At 42.0% G+C, this 18,138-nt stretch carries 16 protein-coding genes and 1 tRNA gene; 15 read left to right on the top strand and 2 right to left on the bottom strand.

Annotation, left to right across the window (positions count from 1 at the left end):
• The first annotated feature begins 70 nt into the window (after window positions 1-70).
• The 15 genes from rpsU to EX191_RS09255 all read left to right on the top strand — a co-directional run bounded on the left by rpsU (window position 71) and on the right by EX191_RS09255 (window position 16,690).
• Window positions 71-286: a 30S ribosomal protein S21 gene (gene rpsU, locus EX191_RS09325; protein ID WP_001145625.1), complete on the top strand. Its 216-nt coding sequence runs from the start codon at window positions 71-73 to the stop codon at window positions 284-286.
• A 27-nt stretch (window positions 287-313) separates the two neighbouring features.
• A complete protein-coding gene (locus EX191_RS09320; RefSeq protein WP_005395984.1) occupies window positions 314-757 on the top strand; it encodes a GatB/YqeY domain-containing protein in 444 nt (147 codons plus the stop codon).
• Between the two features lie 149 nt (window positions 758-906).
• Window positions 907-2,673, top strand: coding sequence for a DNA primase (gene dnaG / locus EX191_RS09315; protein ID WP_193447633.1), 1,767 nt, complete (start codon window positions 907-909; stop codon window positions 2,671-2,673).
• Window positions 2,674-2,772: 99 nt separating this feature from the next.
• Complete coding sequence (gene rpoD / locus EX191_RS09310; RefSeq protein WP_005395986.1) at window positions 2,773-4,635, top strand: RNA polymerase sigma factor RpoD; 1,863 nt, start codon at window positions 2,773-2,775, stop codon at window positions 4,633-4,635.
• 155 nt (window positions 4,636-4,790) lie between these two features.
• Window positions 4,791-4,866 (top strand) — tRNA-Ile (locus EX191_RS09305).
• A gap of 98 nt (window positions 4,867-4,964) precedes the next feature.
• The gene (locus tag EX191_RS09300) at window positions 4,965-6,056 is read left to right on the top strand and encodes an integrase (protein WP_193447632.1); all 1,092 of its coding nucleotides are present in this window, start codon (window positions 4,965-4,967) and stop codon (window positions 6,054-6,056) included.
• Between the two features lie 202 nt (window positions 6,057-6,258).
• Entirely contained in the window at window positions 6,259-7,326 is a 1,068-nt protein-coding gene (locus tag EX191_RS09295) for a type II toxin-antitoxin system PemK/MazF family toxin (protein ID WP_193447631.1), read from the top strand.
• 1,155 nt (window positions 7,327-8,481) lie between these two features.
• On the top strand, window positions 8,482-8,826 hold the full coding sequence (locus tag EX191_RS09290; protein ID WP_033906075.1) for a TraK family protein: 345 nt from the start codon (window positions 8,482-8,484) through the stop codon (window positions 8,824-8,826).
• A gap of 324 nt (window positions 8,827-9,150) precedes the next feature.
• Window positions 9,151-9,516 carry a conjugal transfer transcriptional regulator TraJ gene (gene traJ, locus EX191_RS09285; RefSeq protein WP_193447630.1) on the top strand — a complete coding sequence of 122 codons (366 nt, stop codon included), beginning with the start codon at window positions 9,151-9,153 and terminating at the stop codon, window positions 9,514-9,516.
• Between the two features lie 2 nt (window positions 9,517-9,518).
• Window positions 9,519-11,282: a TraI/MobA(P) family conjugative relaxase gene (gene traI / locus EX191_RS09280; protein ID WP_193447629.1), complete on the top strand. Its 1,764-nt coding sequence runs from the start codon at window positions 9,519-9,521 to the stop codon at window positions 11,280-11,282.
• Between the two features lie 34 nt (window positions 11,283-11,316).
• A complete protein-coding gene (trbJ, locus tag EX191_RS09275) occupies window positions 11,317-12,090 on the top strand; it encodes a P-type conjugative transfer protein TrbJ (protein WP_193447670.1) in 774 nt (257 codons plus the stop codon).
• A gap of 2 nt (window positions 12,091-12,092) precedes the next feature.
• Entirely contained in the window at window positions 12,093-12,281 is a 189-nt protein-coding gene (locus EX191_RS09270; RefSeq protein WP_193447628.1) for a hypothetical protein, read from the top strand.
• A gap of 2 nt (window positions 12,282-12,283) precedes the next feature.
• Window positions 12,284-13,537 (top strand): P-type conjugative transfer protein TrbL, encoded by a 1,254-nt coding sequence (gene trbL, locus EX191_RS09265; RefSeq protein ID WP_193447627.1) that lies wholly within the window; start codon window positions 12,284-12,286, stop codon window positions 13,535-13,537.
• A 430-nt stretch (window positions 13,538-13,967) separates the two neighbouring features.
• Window positions 13,968-14,687: a hypothetical protein gene (locus EX191_RS09260; protein ID WP_193447626.1), complete on the top strand. Its 720-nt coding sequence runs from the start codon at window positions 13,968-13,970 to the stop codon at window positions 14,685-14,687.
• Between the two features lie 944 nt (window positions 14,688-15,631).
• The gene (locus tag EX191_RS09255; RefSeq protein ID WP_193447625.1) at window positions 15,632-16,690 is read left to right on the top strand and encodes an N-acetyltransferase; all 1,059 of its coding nucleotides are present in this window, start codon (window positions 15,632-15,634) and stop codon (window positions 16,688-16,690) included.
• Between the two features lie 32 nt (window positions 16,691-16,722).
• Here the strand turns inward: EX191_RS09255 and EX191_RS23075 are convergent, their stop codons facing one another.
• On the bottom strand, window positions 16,723-17,190 hold the full coding sequence (locus tag EX191_RS23075; RefSeq protein ID WP_193447624.1) for a GNAT family N-acetyltransferase: 468 nt from the start codon (window positions 17,188-17,190) through the stop codon (window positions 16,723-16,725).
• Window positions 17,190-17,930 (bottom strand): hypothetical protein, encoded by a 741-nt coding sequence (locus EX191_RS09245; protein ID WP_193447623.1) that lies wholly within the window; start codon window positions 17,928-17,930, stop codon window positions 17,190-17,192. Before EX191_RS09245 ends, EX191_RS23075 begins: the two co-directional genes overlap by 1 nt.
• Window positions 17,931-18,138 lie beyond the last annotated feature (208 nt).

The following is an 18,138-nucleotide window of genomic DNA, read 5'->3' as shown; positions in this document are numbered from 1 at the left end:
GAGACCAAACAATTGTGATTTGGTCTGTTGAATGCCAGCGTTAACGAATAACCCCTGAGGTGAAAGGCATATGCCAGTAGTTAAAGTACGTGAAAACGAACCGTTCGACGTTGCTCTACGTCGTTTCAAGCGCTCTTGCGAAAAAGCAGGTATCCTTTCTGAAGTGCGTCGTCGTGAGCACTACGAAAAACCAACTACAGTTCGCAAACGCGCTAAAGCAGCAGCTCAAAAGCGTCACGCTAAGAAGCTAGCTCGCGAAAACGCTCGTCGCGTTCGCCTGTACTAATAACTGAGCTCCAAAAGGAATTTAGTTATGGCTCTGATTGATCAACTCAAAGAAGAGCAAAAATTAGCGATGAAAGCCAAGGACAAATTACGCCTTGGTACTATTCGTTTAGCCCTATCAGCAATCAAGCAACGTGAAGTTGACGAGCAGATCACTCTGAACGATGACGACATTCTTGCAGTATTGACCAAAATGGTTAAACAACGTCGCGACTCTGTAGCGCAGTATGAAGCAGCGGGTCGTCAAGATCTTGCTGATGCGGAACAAGCAGAAATTACCGTTCTTGAGGACTTTATGCCTCAACCACTGACAGACGAAGAAGTAGCGGCTCTTATCGAGAACGCGATTGCTGAATCTGGCGCAGCTGGCATGCAAGACATGGGCAAAGTAATGGGCGTTCTGAAACCGCAAATTCAAGGGCGCGCAGATATGGGTAAAGTAAGCGGTTTAGTTCGCGCTAAACTGGCTTAAGATACCCCACCCAATTGCAGCAAGCCGTGCTATCCTTTGGAACGCACGGCTTGTTTGTATCTGGATGAATGGAATGAAATAAGTGAGCAACACGCTTATTCTTTTAAAGCATTCACTCCACTCATCATCTTCTTTTTTTGTTAGGTTTTATGGCTGGACACATCCCTCGCAGTTTTATCGATGACCTTCTAGCTCGACTTGATATTGTCGATATCATCGACGCACGTGTGAAACTTAAGAAAAAAGGCAAAAACTACGGCGCATGCTGCCCGTTCCACAACGAAAAGACGCCGTCATTCAGCGTCAGTCAAGAAAAGCAGTTCTACCATTGTTTTGGTTGTGGTGCGCACGGAAATGCCATCGACTTTTTGATGGAATTCGACCGGCTAGAATTCGTCGAAGCCATTGAAGAACTCGCTTCATACTTGGGCTTAGATGTTCCTCGCGAACAACGTAGCGGCGGTAATGGTTCGTTCCAGTCAGGCCCACAAGCAAGCAGCAGTGAAAAACGTAATCTATACGACTTAATGGGCAGCATTGCTCAATTTTATCGTAACCAACTCAAGCAGCCAGGAAGTAAAGTGGCGATTGAGTATCTAAAAGATCGCGGCCTGTCTGGTGAAATCGTCCAGAAATTTGGCATCGGCTATGTGGCTGATGAATGGGATTTAGTTCGTAAGAACTTTGGCCAGAATAAAGAAAACCAAGACATGCTCGTCACAGGCGGCATGTTGATCGAAAACGACAAAGGCAACCGCTACGACCGATTCCGTGGTCGAGTGATGTTTCCTATTCGAGACAGACGCGGCCGAGTAATAGGCTTTGGTGGTCGAGTATTAGGTGATGGGACACCGAAATATCTCAACTCACCCGAAACCCCGATATTTCATAAAGGTAAAGAATTGTATGGCCTTTATGAAGTACTACAAGCGTACCGTGAGCCACCACAAATTTTAGTGGTTGAAGGCTATATGGATGTTGTCGCGCTTGCTCAATATGGCGTAGATTATTCCGTTGCCTCATTGGGTACCTCTACAACGGGCGATCACTTGCAAGTGTTATTCAGGCAAACAAGCACCGTCGTATGTTGTTACGACGGTGACCGCGCAGGCCGTGAAGCCGCGTGGCGTGCCATGGAAAATGCATTGCCTTACCTAACTGATGGTCGCCAGTTAAAATTCATGTTTTTGCCGGATGGAGAAGATCCCGACTCTTATATCCGACAAAACGGAAAACAAGCATTTGAGCAGCAAGTGTCTAATGCGATGCCCTTGTCTGAATTCATGTTCAGCTCATTGACTCAGCAGGTCGATATGAGCACGAAAGAAGGCATGGCAAAACTGAGTACTCTTGCGGTTCCTCTCATTGATAAAGTCCCTGGCGGCACTTTAAGACTATACTTGAGAGAATTGCTTGGCCGCCGTTTGGGTTTGGTTGATGAGCGCCAACTACAGCAGCTAATTTCAAAACAAGGTAAAGAGGATAAAAGGCCTCAACCTCATAAAGAAATCAAGCGAACGCCGATGCGAGAAGTGATCGCGTTACTGATTCAAAACCCACAATACGTAAGTATGGTGCCAGATCTAACTAGCGTTAGAGATTTGCCCATTCCTGGTCTAAGTTTATTTGTTGATGTACTTGATAAATGCCAAGCGCATCCCCATATCAACACAGGCCAATTATTAGAGCATTGGCGAAACAGCCAAAATGAGACCCTTCTGTCTCGTCTCGCGAGTTGGGACATTCCACTCGATGAGGACAACCAAGAAGAAATATTTTTAGACTCACTGGATAAAATTATTGCCCAGTGCGTAGAAAAACAAATTGAAAACCTGCAGGCCAAAGCAAGAAGTGTCGGTTTATCAGCCGAAGAGAAAAGGGAGCTGCTAGCACTTATGCTAGATTTAAAAGCGTAACCCTGTTTAATTAGTCAGCAACGATTTAATTTGTTATAGTAAGTGGTTTGCATTTCGCATACTGATTCCTTCACCAGATTACGAAGTTGGATACCGTCTATGGATCACAATCCGCAGTCACAGCTAAAGTCACTTGTTATTAAAGGCAAGGAACAAGGCTATCTGACCTACGCCGAAGTAAATGACCACCTACCTGCTGAAATCGTAGATTCAGAACAGGTAGAAGACATCATTCAGATGATCAACGACATGGGCATTAAGGTAGTAGAAACTGCTCCTGATGCTGATGATTTAGCACTGAACGATGACACAAATATTACCGATGAAGATGCAGCCGAAGCTGCAGCCGCTGCACTGTCTAGCGTAGAGAGTGAGATTGGTCGTACAACAGACCCAGTACGTATGTACATGCGTGAGATGGGTACTGTCGAACTTCTAACTCGCGAAGGCGAAATCGACATCGCAAAACGTATTGAAGAAGGTATTAACCAAGTTCAATCGTCTGTTGCTGAATACCCAGGTACGATTCCGTACATTCTTGAGCAATTTGACAAAGTTCAAGCTGAAGAACTACGTCTTACTGACCTTATTTCAGGTTTTGTAGACCCAGATGCTGACGACACCGCTGCCCCAACAGCAACACACATCGGTTCTGAACTGACTGAATCTCAGTTAGAAGAAGAAGACGATGAAGACGTTGATGACGACGAAGATAGCGATGACGATTCAGATGATTCTGAAGAAGATGTAGGTATCGATCCAGAGTTAGCGCTAGAGAAATTCAACCAACTACGCAGCACCTATCAAAATCTTCAATTAGCAATCAACGAGTACGGCTATAACAGCCCGAAAGCAACCGTTGCTAATGAAATGATGCTAGACGTATTCCGCGAGTTTCGTCTAACGCCTAAACAGTTTGATCACCTAGTGAATGAACTGCGTACTGCTATGGATCGCGTTCGTACTCAAGAACGCCTGATCATGAAGTCTGTGGTTGAATACGGCAAAATGCCGAAGAAATCATTCATCGCGCTGTTCACTGGTAATGAATCAAGTGAAGCTTGGTTGGATGAAGTTCTTGCTTCAGACAAGCCATACGCTGAAAAGATCAAACGTAACGAAGAAGAAATCCGTCGTTCAATCGCTAAGCTAAAAATGATTGAAGAAGAGACTTCTCTAAACGTACAGAACATTAAAGACATCAGCCGTCGTATGTCTATCGGTGAAGCAAAAGCTCGCCGTGCGAAGAAAGAGATGGTTGAAGCGAACTTGCGTCTTGTAATTTCTATCGCGAAGAAATACACCAACCGTGGCCTACAGTTCTTGGATCTTATCCAGGAAGGTAACATCGGTCTGATGAAAGCGGTAGATAAGTTCGAATACCGTCGTGGTTACAAGTTCTCGACTTACGCAACGTGGTGGATCCGTCAGGCAATCACTCGTTCAATCGCGGACCAAGCACGTACGATTCGTATTCCGGTACACATGATCGAAACGATCAACAAGCTAAACCGTATCTCTCGTCAAATGCTGCAAGAGATGGGTCGTGAGCCATTACCGGAAGAACTGGCTGAGCGCATGCAGATGCCAGAAGACAAGATTCGCAAAGTTCTGAAAATCGCTAAAGAGCCTATCTCAATGGAGACACCAATCGGTGACGACGAAGATTCGCATCTAGGTGATTTTATCGAAGATACAACGCTAGAACTGCCGCTAGATTCTGCAACTGCAACTAGCCTTAAAGTGGCGACAAAAGACGTGCTTGCAGGTCTAACGCCACGTGAAGCGAAAGTACTTCGTATGCGCTTTGGTATTGACATGAACACTGACCATACTCTAGAAGAAGTTGGTAAGCAGTTCGACGTTACTCGTGAACGTATCCGTCAGATCGAAGCAAAAGCACTACGTAAACTTCGTCACCCAAGCCGCTCAGAGACTCTGCGCAGCTTCCTAGACGAATAAACGCAGCGCATATAAGCTTTAGAAATCAAAAAAAGGTGACTTTAGGTCACCTTTTTTATTATCGACTGTGCTAAGTGGATAAAAACTAAGCGCAATTGCCCTAGTTGGTATCTAGACACCTTGCAACGCTTCCCCTATAATCGTTGTCCTATTAAGGCCCCTTAGCTCAGTGGTTAGAGCAGTCGACTCATAATCGATTGGTCCCCAGTTCAAGTCTGGGAGGGGCCACCATTCAAATCAAGCACTTACCGCTTATCTTCTTTTGAATGTTGCCTTTCTATCCTTCCCGAGGTACAAAATCAGTACAGTGAGTATTCGGGAGTACTTTTATGGCAACCTTAGTCAAAACCCCTTCAGGCACATGGAAAGCTGTTATTAGAAAAACAGGCTGGCCAACTACATCCAAAACTTTTCGCCTCAAACGTGATGCAGAAGATTGGGCTAGGCGTACTGAAGATGAAATTGTTCGTGGCGTGTATATCAAACGCTCTTCTTCAGAACGGATGACGATAGAGGATGCTCTGCAACGTTATTTAGCTGAAGTATCTCCCACGAAGCGTCCGGCCACCGCTGCATGTGATGCAAGACATTCCAAACCTATCATCAAAGCTTTAGGCCAATACTCTCTAGCAGCCCTCACTCCTGATATCATTGCCAAATACCGTGATGACCGTCTAGCTGGCTTAGACCGATGCGACGCTAAAGGGAGTCCTGCGCCGAAACCTCGTTCGCCAAACACAGTTCGTATAGACCTGGCGCTACTCAGTCACCTATACAACATCGCGATTAAAGAATGGGGCATAGGCTTAGTAATTAATCCGGTACAAAATATCCGTAAGCCCTCCCCTCCTTCTGGGCGAGAACGACGTTTGACTCCAGAAGAAGAATTAAAGCTCCTAGAAGCCGTTGAGGCACACTCGAACCCGATGTTAACCTGGATTGTCCGTATAGCTTTAGAAACGGGTATGCGTTCATCAGAGATAACCTCTCTACGCCGCTCTCAAGTTGATTTGAAAAAACGTGTAGTTTTCCTGGTTGAAACCAAAAACACGATGCCGAGAACCGTTCCGCTTTCCCTCCTGGCGTTAGAATCCTTTAAGCAAGCGATTAATAACCCCGTACGGCCAATTGATACTGACCTGATCTTCTTTGGCGAACCAGGCAAAGACGGCAAACGACGTCCTTACAATTTCAATAAAGTATGGATGAAGATTAAAGCCAAGATTGGGCTAAAGGACTTTAAGTTTCACGACTTGCGACACGAAAGCGTCAGCCGATTAGTAGAAGGTGGTTTAAGTGATCAACAGGTCGCTGCTATCAGCGGCCACAAATCGATGCAGATGCTACGCCGCTACACTCACCTAAGAGCTGAAGACCTGGTTGAAGAACTGGACGCGATTGCAAAAGGGAAAAAGGCTTAGCTAAAAGCGCCCCTCAAATGTCAATACGATAGGAATTAGCCCAGTAATAACGGCTTATTCTCATTACATAAGCCTTGTTTATTGACACTTGAGGGGCCAGGCAGCTAAAGATACGTATGATGTGCTGACATATGAGGTGCACAACAGTCATTTGGTGTTTGCTGTGTTTTGTTGAGATATATTCACCGCAAGGTTATCGACCATGTATAATGACCTAAAAGCTAATTCCAATAAAAGCAGCGAGATACGTGTGGCGCTAACAGTAACCTACTATTTAGTCGATGACACCCAAGTCGAAGAAACTACCGAAAAACCAGCGGTGCTTGGTGTGGAGTCGTATACAAATATTAATGAGATCCTGCTCCCTGACTCTTCCAATGCAAATATCACCATCACCTGCTATTTCGATGGACATACTGCTCACCGATGGATTGTCAAAGTTGTTGAATTCAAAGGTCATGACGTATCAGTTTATCTCTCTCCGAGAGACACCGAAGGTGAGGTTTTCCTGCCGCAGACTATGAAACGGGTTCATAAGTCTGCTATGCAGTTATTACGATTTGGGACAATTGTCGAGGTAGATTTCGGGTTCAAGCCGAAGATTTATAAAGGGACTGATCTACAAACCTCAGCCAAGCGATACCCTGATGTGGTACAACATCTAGAATTGTATAAAAGAAGACCCGCGATCGTTCTGAAGACAACTCGACGAGGCGTGCAAGTTGTACCTCTGACTTCACAAGAACCGGACGACTACACCACCAATAGTTCGGTCTTTAAATTAAGTGAAGAGAGCCTCAAGGATTGCACTCAACTGGGAAAAGAATCGTACGTGTTGTCACATTTTATTCAAACAGTCGGTTATAGCCGTATTCTCCCCCCTTTAAGCAAATATAGCTCCCACCAGGCACAACGCTTAGATACATATAGAGTTCGCATCTGTCGCGATGATGAAAAACGTCTAAATACTGCTCTTGCCCACAATGTCGGTCTTGGTGACTATTACACTATCAAAAAATCCATGAACGATAGTAAGCAGGAAGTCGAGATACTTACTCACGATAAAGAAAAACTGGCGACCACCGTATCAGAATTAGAATCCGAGAATGATATCCTTAAGCAAGAGTTTGCAAAAATCCTGAGGGAACACGCAACGTTGCGCGAGCTACTTAAAGACCAGTATCTTCGTGCCGAATTATATACTACGTCTGAAGTGGATGAACAAATCGACAATGAGCTAATCGAGTTCACGGAAATTGCAACGTCTTGACTATTCGCGTTGCATTTAATATACTTCTGTCACTGGTTTGAGATATAGAGACGGCACTCTCTCAAGCGACGCTGAAAAATTGCCCTGCCGACGAAAACAAACTTTATTTCATAAAAACCGCCTTTTGGCGGTTTTTTTTTGCTTTCATCTCAGCCCATGCTCGTGAATTCATTATCGTTGATTTGACGATGCGCGTACAAGTGAACGGTATCAAATACAGTCGAAGAGCTAAGAGCATAATAGCTTCGAAAAACCGTGAACACAGTAATATCTAAATAAGTGCCAACATGCTCATCTTCTACAAAACCCTCTTGTAGCATCTAACAAGAGATTCCATTAAATATTATCCAATAAACCTCACACTTCCTCACTACCACCAATGATGCCCTACAGAATTCGCGTTCTAACATAACAATTAGTGAGATAACAATCACAACTTTCAAAATTACCACCAGTAATAAAACGGTAGAATTTATGGCTTTGGCGTAATTCTCCTGGAAAAATTATTACTCTACTAAACATATTGAGCGACTATTACTCTCTCCATTAACCTCCGACATATCGAAATTACTCCAATCTATAGTTGGATTTCTTTTTCACTAAAATATAATTTAAATCAGACACAAATAAAAATATACTTAACAATAAAGTATTGTGTATTCGATATATCGAAACCAAATACTTTTTATATTCCCTCGTCAAAAAATTTAGCCGCTAAAATCTCATCAAATATATCTTAATCGACTAGCAATATATCGAAAAAAATCACACAAAAACCAGAAAAGTTTAGCTACACATCTTTAATAATCAAACACTTAAGTACCTTGACGATATAGTGGTTTATTCATATTGTTAATTTGCAATTATCAACTCTTAAGTTGAAATAATTACTAAATATTACTAAGGAGAGCGACATGACCACTGAGGAATTTTTGTACCGAAAATACGGAGGCTCACCACTTCTTTCGTTTTCTCAAGTTGCGGAGATCCTACATCGCAGTCCTGAAGGATTAAGAATTACTCTTCGGACTAACTGTGAACTCGCAAATCAACTCAAGCCAAACCGAGTCAAAATAGGTAGACGTGTTTACTTTAAAGTTTCCGATATCGCTAATTTGATTGACCAAGCTTCGTCGCAATACATGGAGGCTTGATATGTCTGATTACGTTAAAGAACTACAGGCTTGGGTTATTCAAAGACAACAAAACAACCGTCCTCCAAATAAGCAAGAAGTACTTGCAACTTTTCTTGGCGTTAAAACCGATGTAGAGGAAGCAATTAACGCTGGTTACAACTTAAAAACTATTTGGACTTACCTAACAGAAAGAAATCTCATCGCATTTCGCTACGAGACTTTCCTGCGTTATGTGAAGGAATACATTACACAAACCTCAGTGGCTACTCCACCCGAAAAAGAGAAATCAGAAAAGCAGAAAACCTCTCGTGACATAAACGGTTTTTCTTTTAATTCACAGCCAAATAAAGAGGACTTGATATGAATATATTCAAACACTGTGCATACGCAGCTGTATCGAAGTTAAAACATAACCAGAGCACAACTTCCACGCCACTTCGCATATTTTAGGCCTTTTTTGGCACCATTTTACGTCTATTTCTACGCAATTGCGTGATAACCGTGCGGTAGCGCCGCCCTTTCTTGATGACTGATGTGGGCGATATTGCGGGCAGGATGTGTGAAGGAGTCCCACTATGCAAGCATAGCGATGACTCTTCACTTCCCTTATTCGCACCTGCGGCGCTCAACGGTAATCCTGCCCTGCGGGATCAATTCAGTGATAGAAGATTCGATAGGAGAACACGTAATGCAGCATGAAAAAAAAGTCACTAGGAAGAACACAAGTCCTCTTAAAGTCTACTGCCTACCTAATGAACGTGAAGCGATTGAGGTTAATGCCAAACAAGCTGGCCTCAGTGTTTCAACCTATCTACGACGAATTGGACAAGGACACCAAGTGAAAAGTGTCGTTGATGCAGAACAAGTACGTGAACTAGTTAGAGTTAATGGTGATCTTGGCAGACTTGGTGGGTTACTAAAGCTTTGGCTAACTAATGATGCTAAGACCGCTCAAATCGGCACACCTACCATTAGAGCAGTATTAAATCGCATCGATTCAACCCAAGCTCAGATGAGCGAGCTCATGGAATCTATTCTTAGGAAAAGGTCCTAGCCATGATTGCTAAACACATCCCAATGCGTTCATCGAGTAAGTCCGATTTTTCAGGCTTAGTCCGTTACCTCACTGATACCCAAAGTAAAGAACATCGGTTAGGTCAGGTGCGACTGACTAACTGCGATGCAGATTCAATTAGAGATGCGATCTGCGAGGTATTGGCCACTCAGCAAACAAACACTAGAGCGAAAGGTGACAAGACTTACCACCTGATTATTAGCTTCCGTGCTGGAGAACAGGTTAATTCTGATGTTCTTTCTAAGATCGAAGAGCGTATATGTGAAAGTCTAGGTTTTGGTGAACACCAACGTATCAGTGCCGTTCACAATGATACTGACAACCTTCATGTTCACGTGGCGATCAATAAAATTCATCCATCACGCCATACCATTCATGAACCGTACTATTCACATCGTACGCTTGCAGAACAATGTGAACGATTAGAAAAAGCATTTGGACTACAACAAGACAATCACACACCCAAACAAAATCGTAGCGCAGCACGCGCTGCTGATATGGAGCGTCACTCCGGTATTGAAAGCTTAATTGGATGGATTAAGCGTGAGTGTATAAACGAAATCAAAGCCGCACAAACTTGGTCTGAGCTACACGCGACTCTAAGCCAAAATGGGTTAACACTTTCAGCAAAAGGCAATGGTTTAGTGATTTCATCCGAAACTGGAGTCACGATAAAGGCTAGCACGTTGGATCGAAATTTATCCAAACCAAAGTTGGAGTCCCGCTTCGGCGCATTTCAGCCACACCAAACTATTAATAATAAATCCTACTCAAAACGCAGCTACCAAAAAAAGCCTGTTCAGACTCGAATAGATACAACGGATCTTTATGCCAGATATCAGAAAGAGCAAAAGAGCCTTGCAACTAATAGAGCCACCGCATTAGAGACACTTCGTCAAAAGAAAAATCAGCAAGTTCTAAATGCCAAGAAACAAGGCAAAGTGCGTCGCATGGCAATAAAACTCACCAATAGCGGTAAGTTTACTAAGCGCTTGCTGTATGCCCAGGCAAGCCAATCTCTCCAAAAGAGTATTGCTTTAGTTCAACAACAATATCAGCACGATCGCCAAGCAATCTACAAAACTTATAGCAAAAGAACTTGGGCCGATTGGTTAAAACATCAAGCCCATCAGGGTGACCAGAACGCTTTGGCCGCATTGCGAGCAAGAGAGGCAACACAAACGCTAGACGGCAACACTCTACAAGGCAATGGAAAAGAACAAACAAACTTCACAAGCGTCATTGATTCTATTACCAAAACTGGAACCATTTTGTTTCGCTCCAAAAACGGAGCAATACGTGATGATGGTAAACGCCTTCAGGTATCGGGCCAAGCGGATAAGGAATCCATAGTCCAAGCACTAAAAATCGCAATGGCACGATATGGCAACCAAATCAGCGTTAACGGCTCCCCTAAATTTAAGGCTTACGTGATTCGTGCAGCGGTTGATACCCGCCTACCTATCACCTTTAGCGATAAAGCATTAGAGCAAAGGCGGCTCTCATTACTCTCTTCCAATCAAGATGTAAAGAAGAGCAACCAACGTCGTGATATCTCACCAATTGGAAAAGCTCCACCGATCATCAGACGCAATAAGCTCAGTAACCTTTCTCAGCTTGCAGTTCTGAGCTTTGAAAAGCCACAAGTTCAAGAACATTCAGCATACAGACAGCGTAAAGCTCGTTTGGTAGCTGAAATGGCAAAGAAACAAGAAAAACAATCTAGAAAAAGCAGAAGTCGATAAACACATCACACCGTCAGTTAAGGGAATCACAATGATACTAACAAGGAAAATTTTAGCCGCTAAAACTCACGTTCTAACTATTGGAATGCTTTGGAGCTATGTAAGCCCCACTTGGTCAGGTATTCCTGTAGTAGATAGTCTAAACCTGCCTCATAACATACTTTCCGCAATGGAAGCGGTAACTCAAACCGCGCAACAAATCCAACAGTACAAAACGCAGCTTCAGCAGTATGAAAACCAATTAAAAAACACAATGGCCCCAGCCTCTTATATCTGGGACCAAGCTCAATCGACTATTAATGAACTTAACCAAGCGACCAATACACTCGCCTACTATCAGAACCAACTTGGTAGCCTCGATGACTACCTGGGCAAATTTCAAGACGTTTCTTATTACCGTAATTCCCCGTGTTTCTCAGCTCAAGGATGCAGTGACACAGAATGGGCGGCAATGAATGAAAACCGTCGTATTTCATCCGAATCTCAAGTATCTGCGAGCAAGGCGGTGATTAAGGGGATTAGTCAGCAATTTAAAGCCTTACAAAGCGACGCTAAGCAGCTAGAAAAACTACAACGACAAGCTCAAGGGGCCGAAGGACAGCTTGAAGCTATTCAATATGCTAACCAATTTGCTAGCCAGCAAAGCAGCCAACTTTTACAGATACGTAGCCTGATGACAGTTCAATACAATGCGGTGACAACACACATACAAGCTGAAAGCGATCAGAAAGCACGACACCAAGCCGCACATGAAGCGCTCTTTGACTTTTCTTCATCTACAGATCGTTCGAAAAACAGGAGGTTTTAAGCATGAAAGTATTCATATTGATGACCTTATGTCTTAGCTATTCATTTCTTTTGAGCGGTTGTGGTCAGCCCTCAAACGTTGAACAGATTGATTGTGACTCTCCTAGCCTAACAACAGCAGAAAAAGAACAAGCAAACTGCTTATGGGACTTAGGTGATCCAACGGAACGCAGCCAAAATAAGGGTTTCTAGTAATGATATTTCGACTACTCACTCTTTCGGGGTTAGCCATAGTTTCAACAACAGCTAATGCAGCAATCGAAACTAACGGTGTACTGGATGAAGTAGCTGTTCACTTTCTTGCAGTGAGCAGCTCTTGGGCAGGTGTGATAACTAACTATGCCAGTTGGTTGTTTTGGACATTGGGGCTGATTTCCCTTGTGTGGACAGGAGGAACTCTCTTACTAAAGCAGGCTGATATAGGAGAGTTTTTTGCCGAGCTTACCCGATTCATAATCACCTTCGGCTTCTTCCTGTGGCTACTAAGAAACGGCCCCGAATTTGCTACATCCATCATTGATTCACTAAGAATAATTGGTGCTCAAGCGGCCGGATTGCCCCGTGAACTGACCCCGTCAGAACCAATCAGTATAGCTTTCGACATTATTGCAAAATCAAGTGAAGCATACAGCTATACAAGCCCCTTTGATAATTTAGCAATATTTATCATCACATTACTGATTTTAGTTTGCATGACGGTTGTCGCAGCTAATGTCTTACTGTCTTTAATTTCGGCCTGGGTTCTTACTTACGCTGGAATCTTCGTATTGGGTTTTGGCGGCTCAAAATGGACCTCTGATATTGCTATTAACTACTTCCGCAATGTGCTCGGCCTAGCCTTAAAGCTTATGACCATGACGCTAATGATCGGTGTCGCTATGTCAATTATGGATAGCTTTTATACCGAACTATCAGCAAACACATCAATGAAAGAGCTACTGGTTATTTTCGTAGTATCCGTAGTTCTAATGCTACTCATTCACTCCGTACCCAATATAGTCGCGAACTTAATACCAGGCTCAGGTGCTGCTACTAGCTCAGGAAATGTAAGTGCTAGCGCGATGGCTGGAGCCGCAATGGCTACTGGTGGTATGGCTGCTGGTGCAGTTATGGGAACGGCAGGAGGAGCCTCTGCTCTGCAAGCTGCATTCAAGGCGGCTTCCAATTCTGAAATGGCCGAGACGATGACGGGCTCTATTGGTGGCGACTCTTCTACAACATCCGAAGAATATGGAACAGGTGGCTCCCCCTTCGCCCAAGCATCAGGAATGCAAATGGACTCAAGCAGCGTTATCGCATCCACAGCTAAAGCAGGACGAATTGCAGCAGGAACTGGAGCAAATCTAGCAAAAGGGATTGGAGATATTGCACGCAACCGTATCGGTCAAACTGTGGGAGGCCGCGTAGCTGAAACAATCAAAACTCGAAGTAACCAAGAAGACATTTAATCAGATAGGAGAATCACAATGGATTTGCATTTCCCACCTCAAAACTGGACAGACTTTGGGGCCTTTTGGGCGTTCATGGCCCTGGTCATGCTCGTACTTTACTTCTTTTTTCAATGGGCTCATACGACCAAATATAGCAAGCAACTTTATCGCCTAGCTGACTTTCTAGAAGCAATCCAGAACAAAGTAGCATACAGAGCGTATCGAGGAACACTATCGATATATGAAAGCCTCAATCACCTTAGAGGCTGGCCATTCAACTCACGTAAGTAAAAAACACATAGGCCGGTGCTCTCAACACCGGCCCACATTTTCACATTAATACTTCGCAGAGAAATTAACATGACAGGTACCCATTATAGTGCACGATTTAAATATATAAAGTGCTCATTTTTTCACCCTACCACATGTGCTTGTGAGGACTGATATCATGTCACACAAGAACACAAAGACGACAGCAAACAAAGGCTACTCTCCTGAAGTACGTATTGTTCTACGCGGAATAAATAAAAGTAAGGTGCCCGAGGCGACTCGCCGCTTCATCGATACGCTGAAGCACTTTAGAGATAAGCCCTATATGCTCGAGTCACTACGCTCCTTGAATAGCCCCTACAGAGATATGCAGCGACGTGCAAGAGTCAAAGCGTTTCGGGTCTTAACAGTGCTAATCAGTTATATGGATTGGGCAACATTCCGTATTGGAGTCCCAAAACCTGATTCTAATGATCCAGTAAAGCACAGAGCCATGATCAAGCGATATAAAAAAATGTATAACGAAGCAATACCAAAATCCACTTGGTATAACTATATAAATCAGCTAATTAAAGCTGGGTATCTAACTAGCACGCCTATGGATATGAAGGATAGAGAAGGAAAAATACGTGGTGCTGCCGGACTAAAATGTATCACCATGAAATTGATGACAGAGCTTAATTTCAAACCAGGCTGGATTGATGAACAGAGAAATTATGCTTTGCAAAAGCTAAAGAAAAGGGGTCTTAGTAACGTATGGCCAAAGTACTCCAGCAAGCTCGCAAACGAGAAACGAGAAAAAATAATTTCTGACGAGTGCATACAAACAGAATCGGTACTTGGTGAGTTTGAGACAAGGCCTAACTATCTAGACTTCAGCCCCTCTCCGCTTTATTGAGAGCAATTATTTTTCATGCCAATTAACTTTGGTCAACTCGTCACGTCTGAAACAAATCATCCAAGATAATAAACCACAATATTCACACAAAAAAGCCAATCTTCCCCCTGAAATGCCCTCGTAATACATATCAAACAGCTTAAATCCGTTTTAAGTGAACACTATCATTAATGTAGGGATAGCTTTTGCAGAAAAGTTAGAGTCGCTTGGAGGTGCCGTTTTTGCTAGCGGTATTTTCATTAACCTAAAGGTTAAGTACTTCACTAGTTTATTCATAGCTCGTTCCTCACTATGAATAAACATTTCACAAAAGTATGGAGTTCACGCTGCGCTATGCCCAAAGGGGCAAGCCCCTCTGGACTCCCTCATTGGTAACTTGGTCACCAGCTGTCAGCATAGGTTACTTATTGAGCATTAGTGCATATGGTGAGATGATTGATTGTTGAACGCCAGGAAGGGAATGAATTAAACCATTGAGATCAACGTAACTTGATCAATGGAGGTAACATGAAAAGAAAAGAACCCAATACAGAGCCGCTAAGGCGCCTCACAGACACTGAACTTAAAGATTTGAGGAAAGATATGCAGGAGTCTTCAAAATGGGCCAGAGAGGAACTGAGAAGACGTAAACAGGTGAAGGCAGATTGCGTTACTAACATATAAGGAAAACTTCGATTAGTAACTAAATTGTTAACAAAAGCAGTTATTACTATACCTACATAATAAAAGGGGTATTTGTCACAATGAACTGTAAAACATGATGTTACCCTTGTTCTCTATTAGTTATTTATTATTCGATTATATAGCTTAGTCAAATGTAATAACCAGTAACTAAACCAATCATAAAAACGAAGAGACGATAAGAAAAAATAGAGGAAAAAGCATCCACACTCAATATAAAACACTCTTAAAAATTAACGTATTAACATAGGCTAGGAGAAGTCATGGACAACTTAAAAATCCAACGCTTTGCAGATATAAACCTTGAAGATGCATTTTTTAAAACTTTAAAAGAGGATTATGAGGAGTTTTCAGATTGGTTCAAAAAAAAGTCTGATAACAAGGCTCTAGTTCTATACAACACCGAAGGCACCATCGAAGGCTTTTTATATTGTAAATTTGAACAGGGCCCTGGTGATGACACTGTTCCATTGCTTCCAAACACTCAACATATGAAAGTGGGGACTTTCAAATTTAACCCACAGCAAACACGCCGTGGAGATAGATATCTAAAGAAAATTTTCGATTACGCTCTAGCAAACGACCCACAAGTTGATGATATTTATGTGACTGTGTTTGGAGATAAGCACAAGTACTTAGTATCTTTGTTCGAAAAGTATGGTTTTAAAAAGTACGGCACGAAACCGTCTAAAAATGGGATCGAAGATGTATTGTTACGCGATTTAAGCCAAAAAGTCGGGGATGTTGATAAAGACTATCCATTCATTAGTACTAGTGATAACAAAAAATACTTGCTAAGTATCTACCCAAATTTTCATACAAAGCTTTTTCCAGACTCTAGGCTACACAACGAATCCGACAATATCGTAAAAGACATATCTCATTCCAATAGCATCCATAAAATTTACATTTGTAAAATGAAAGGCGTTTTAGAATTTAATCGTGGTGATGTCGTTGTTATCTATAGAACCACTGATAATCAAGGTCCTGCAGAGCATAGAAGCGTAGCCACTTCACTATGTGTTGTCGAAGATGTTCACACCATTCATAAGTACAAAAATGAAGACAACTTTGTCGAAGAATGTATTAAATTTAGTGTTTTCACAGAAAAAGAACTGAGAAAAATATATAGAGAGAAGCAATATATATATGTGATTAATTTTACATACAATGCAGCTTTACCAAAACGACCAAATAGAAAATTACTAGCCGATGTTGCAGGTCTAGATCGCAATGATTACTGGGGTGTAATGCACCTAACTGATAAGCAGTTTGAAACGATCATTGACTTGTCAGAGTTAGATAAAAAGATACTATTTTAATGGCATAGAAAGCACCTCTAATGTGGTGCTTTCTATTTAGTTTTAAAGAAATGTTCTATATTTTCATTTCGATACATATGCTCGACACAACTGTCTAGTACAAAGCCTTTTGAACTTAAAGTAGGGTATAGTTCGCTTAGGCGCTCGTTAGAAACAGAAATTAAAACATCTTTACCGTCAAAGTAGTTTAATGACTTCTCAAGTAATTTGTTACCAAGCTCCCTCCCCTGAAACTTAGGCATAACATAGAAAGTACATATCTTATTTTCCTCAGTCGATTTCTTTAGCAAACTTACACCACAGAGATCACTTCCATTATGTGCAACTAATATATCTCTATCTCCAATATAAAAGTTTCGAAGGAACTTGTCCCTTAACCAGACATTAAAGTTAGGATATAGAGGGGCGACATTCTCGAGCGCAGGAGTAATCTTAGATACATCAAAGTTTCTTTCAACTAGCTCAATCTTAAATGATGGTTTGGTTATTATACCTGTCACTATAAATTCTCTGGTTTTGGGGTTGGCCAGTACATGTCACATGCAAAGGTCGAGGTGGTCTTTAGTGGCATATTTACATCGTTGTCCTGTATTTCTGTAACAAGAATACTATTGCTCGTTGAGTTCCATATATAATTAGTAGCCAAACCTGAAGCTATACCTATAAGGATGGATAAAAGCAATACAAACCCTGCTGCTCTTTTTGGGATCGTATTTGAAGAAAATTTGGCAAAAGCAGAAAAATGATTAATAAAAAGATCTGACTTTGAATTACTCATTTCATCTTCTTCTGAAATGTATCCGGAGGTTTTCTGTTTCCAATGATAAATTAATTTTTGGGATTTTGTATCTTTTAGCCCTAAATATTTATCCCAAAGCTCTGTTTCTAATAATCGACAACGCTCATAATTGGAGTGAGACACTTTAAATTCCGATGTAGCTTCACGAATTAAAAAGAAATGGATAACATTTATAGACTGAAAATCAATAACCTTCTTTCTTATTTTATATGGAAGATTTCTTGCCTCATTTATTCTAAAGTCAGTCACTTCTATTTTGGAAAAGTCTCCTAATATCGTAGGTGATTTCGATTTTGTGACATTGGATATTCTATTTATAGCTTTATTATCTAGAATTTTTATTCTGAATCTAAAATATATAGGAGTATCATTTCTAGGTTCATTATTAAATAAACCTATAGGGAAAGTTACTTGAACACCTTTCTCTTTTTTATCATTCAACTCATTAATCTTAACACCTTGAACCCCATCACCATTCTCTTGATCTATCTGTGTATAGACTGTCTCTTATACACATCTGACGCTGCCGACGAATAGCAAAAAAAAAAAACACTAAGAAACACAATACAGACAGAAGCCGATGCACTCACACTGTGAAGCGAGGCATGGACACATCCGACGCAACGTAGCCCATACTAACCGTATACAA

The organism is Vibrio chemaguriensis, assembly GCF_012275705.1.
Taxonomy (GTDB): Bacteria; Pseudomonadota; Gammaproteobacteria; order Enterobacterales; family Vibrionaceae; genus Vibrio; species Vibrio diabolicus.
Note: the sequence above shows the minus strand (reverse complement) of the source record. Positions and strands in the feature narration are given on the sequence as shown.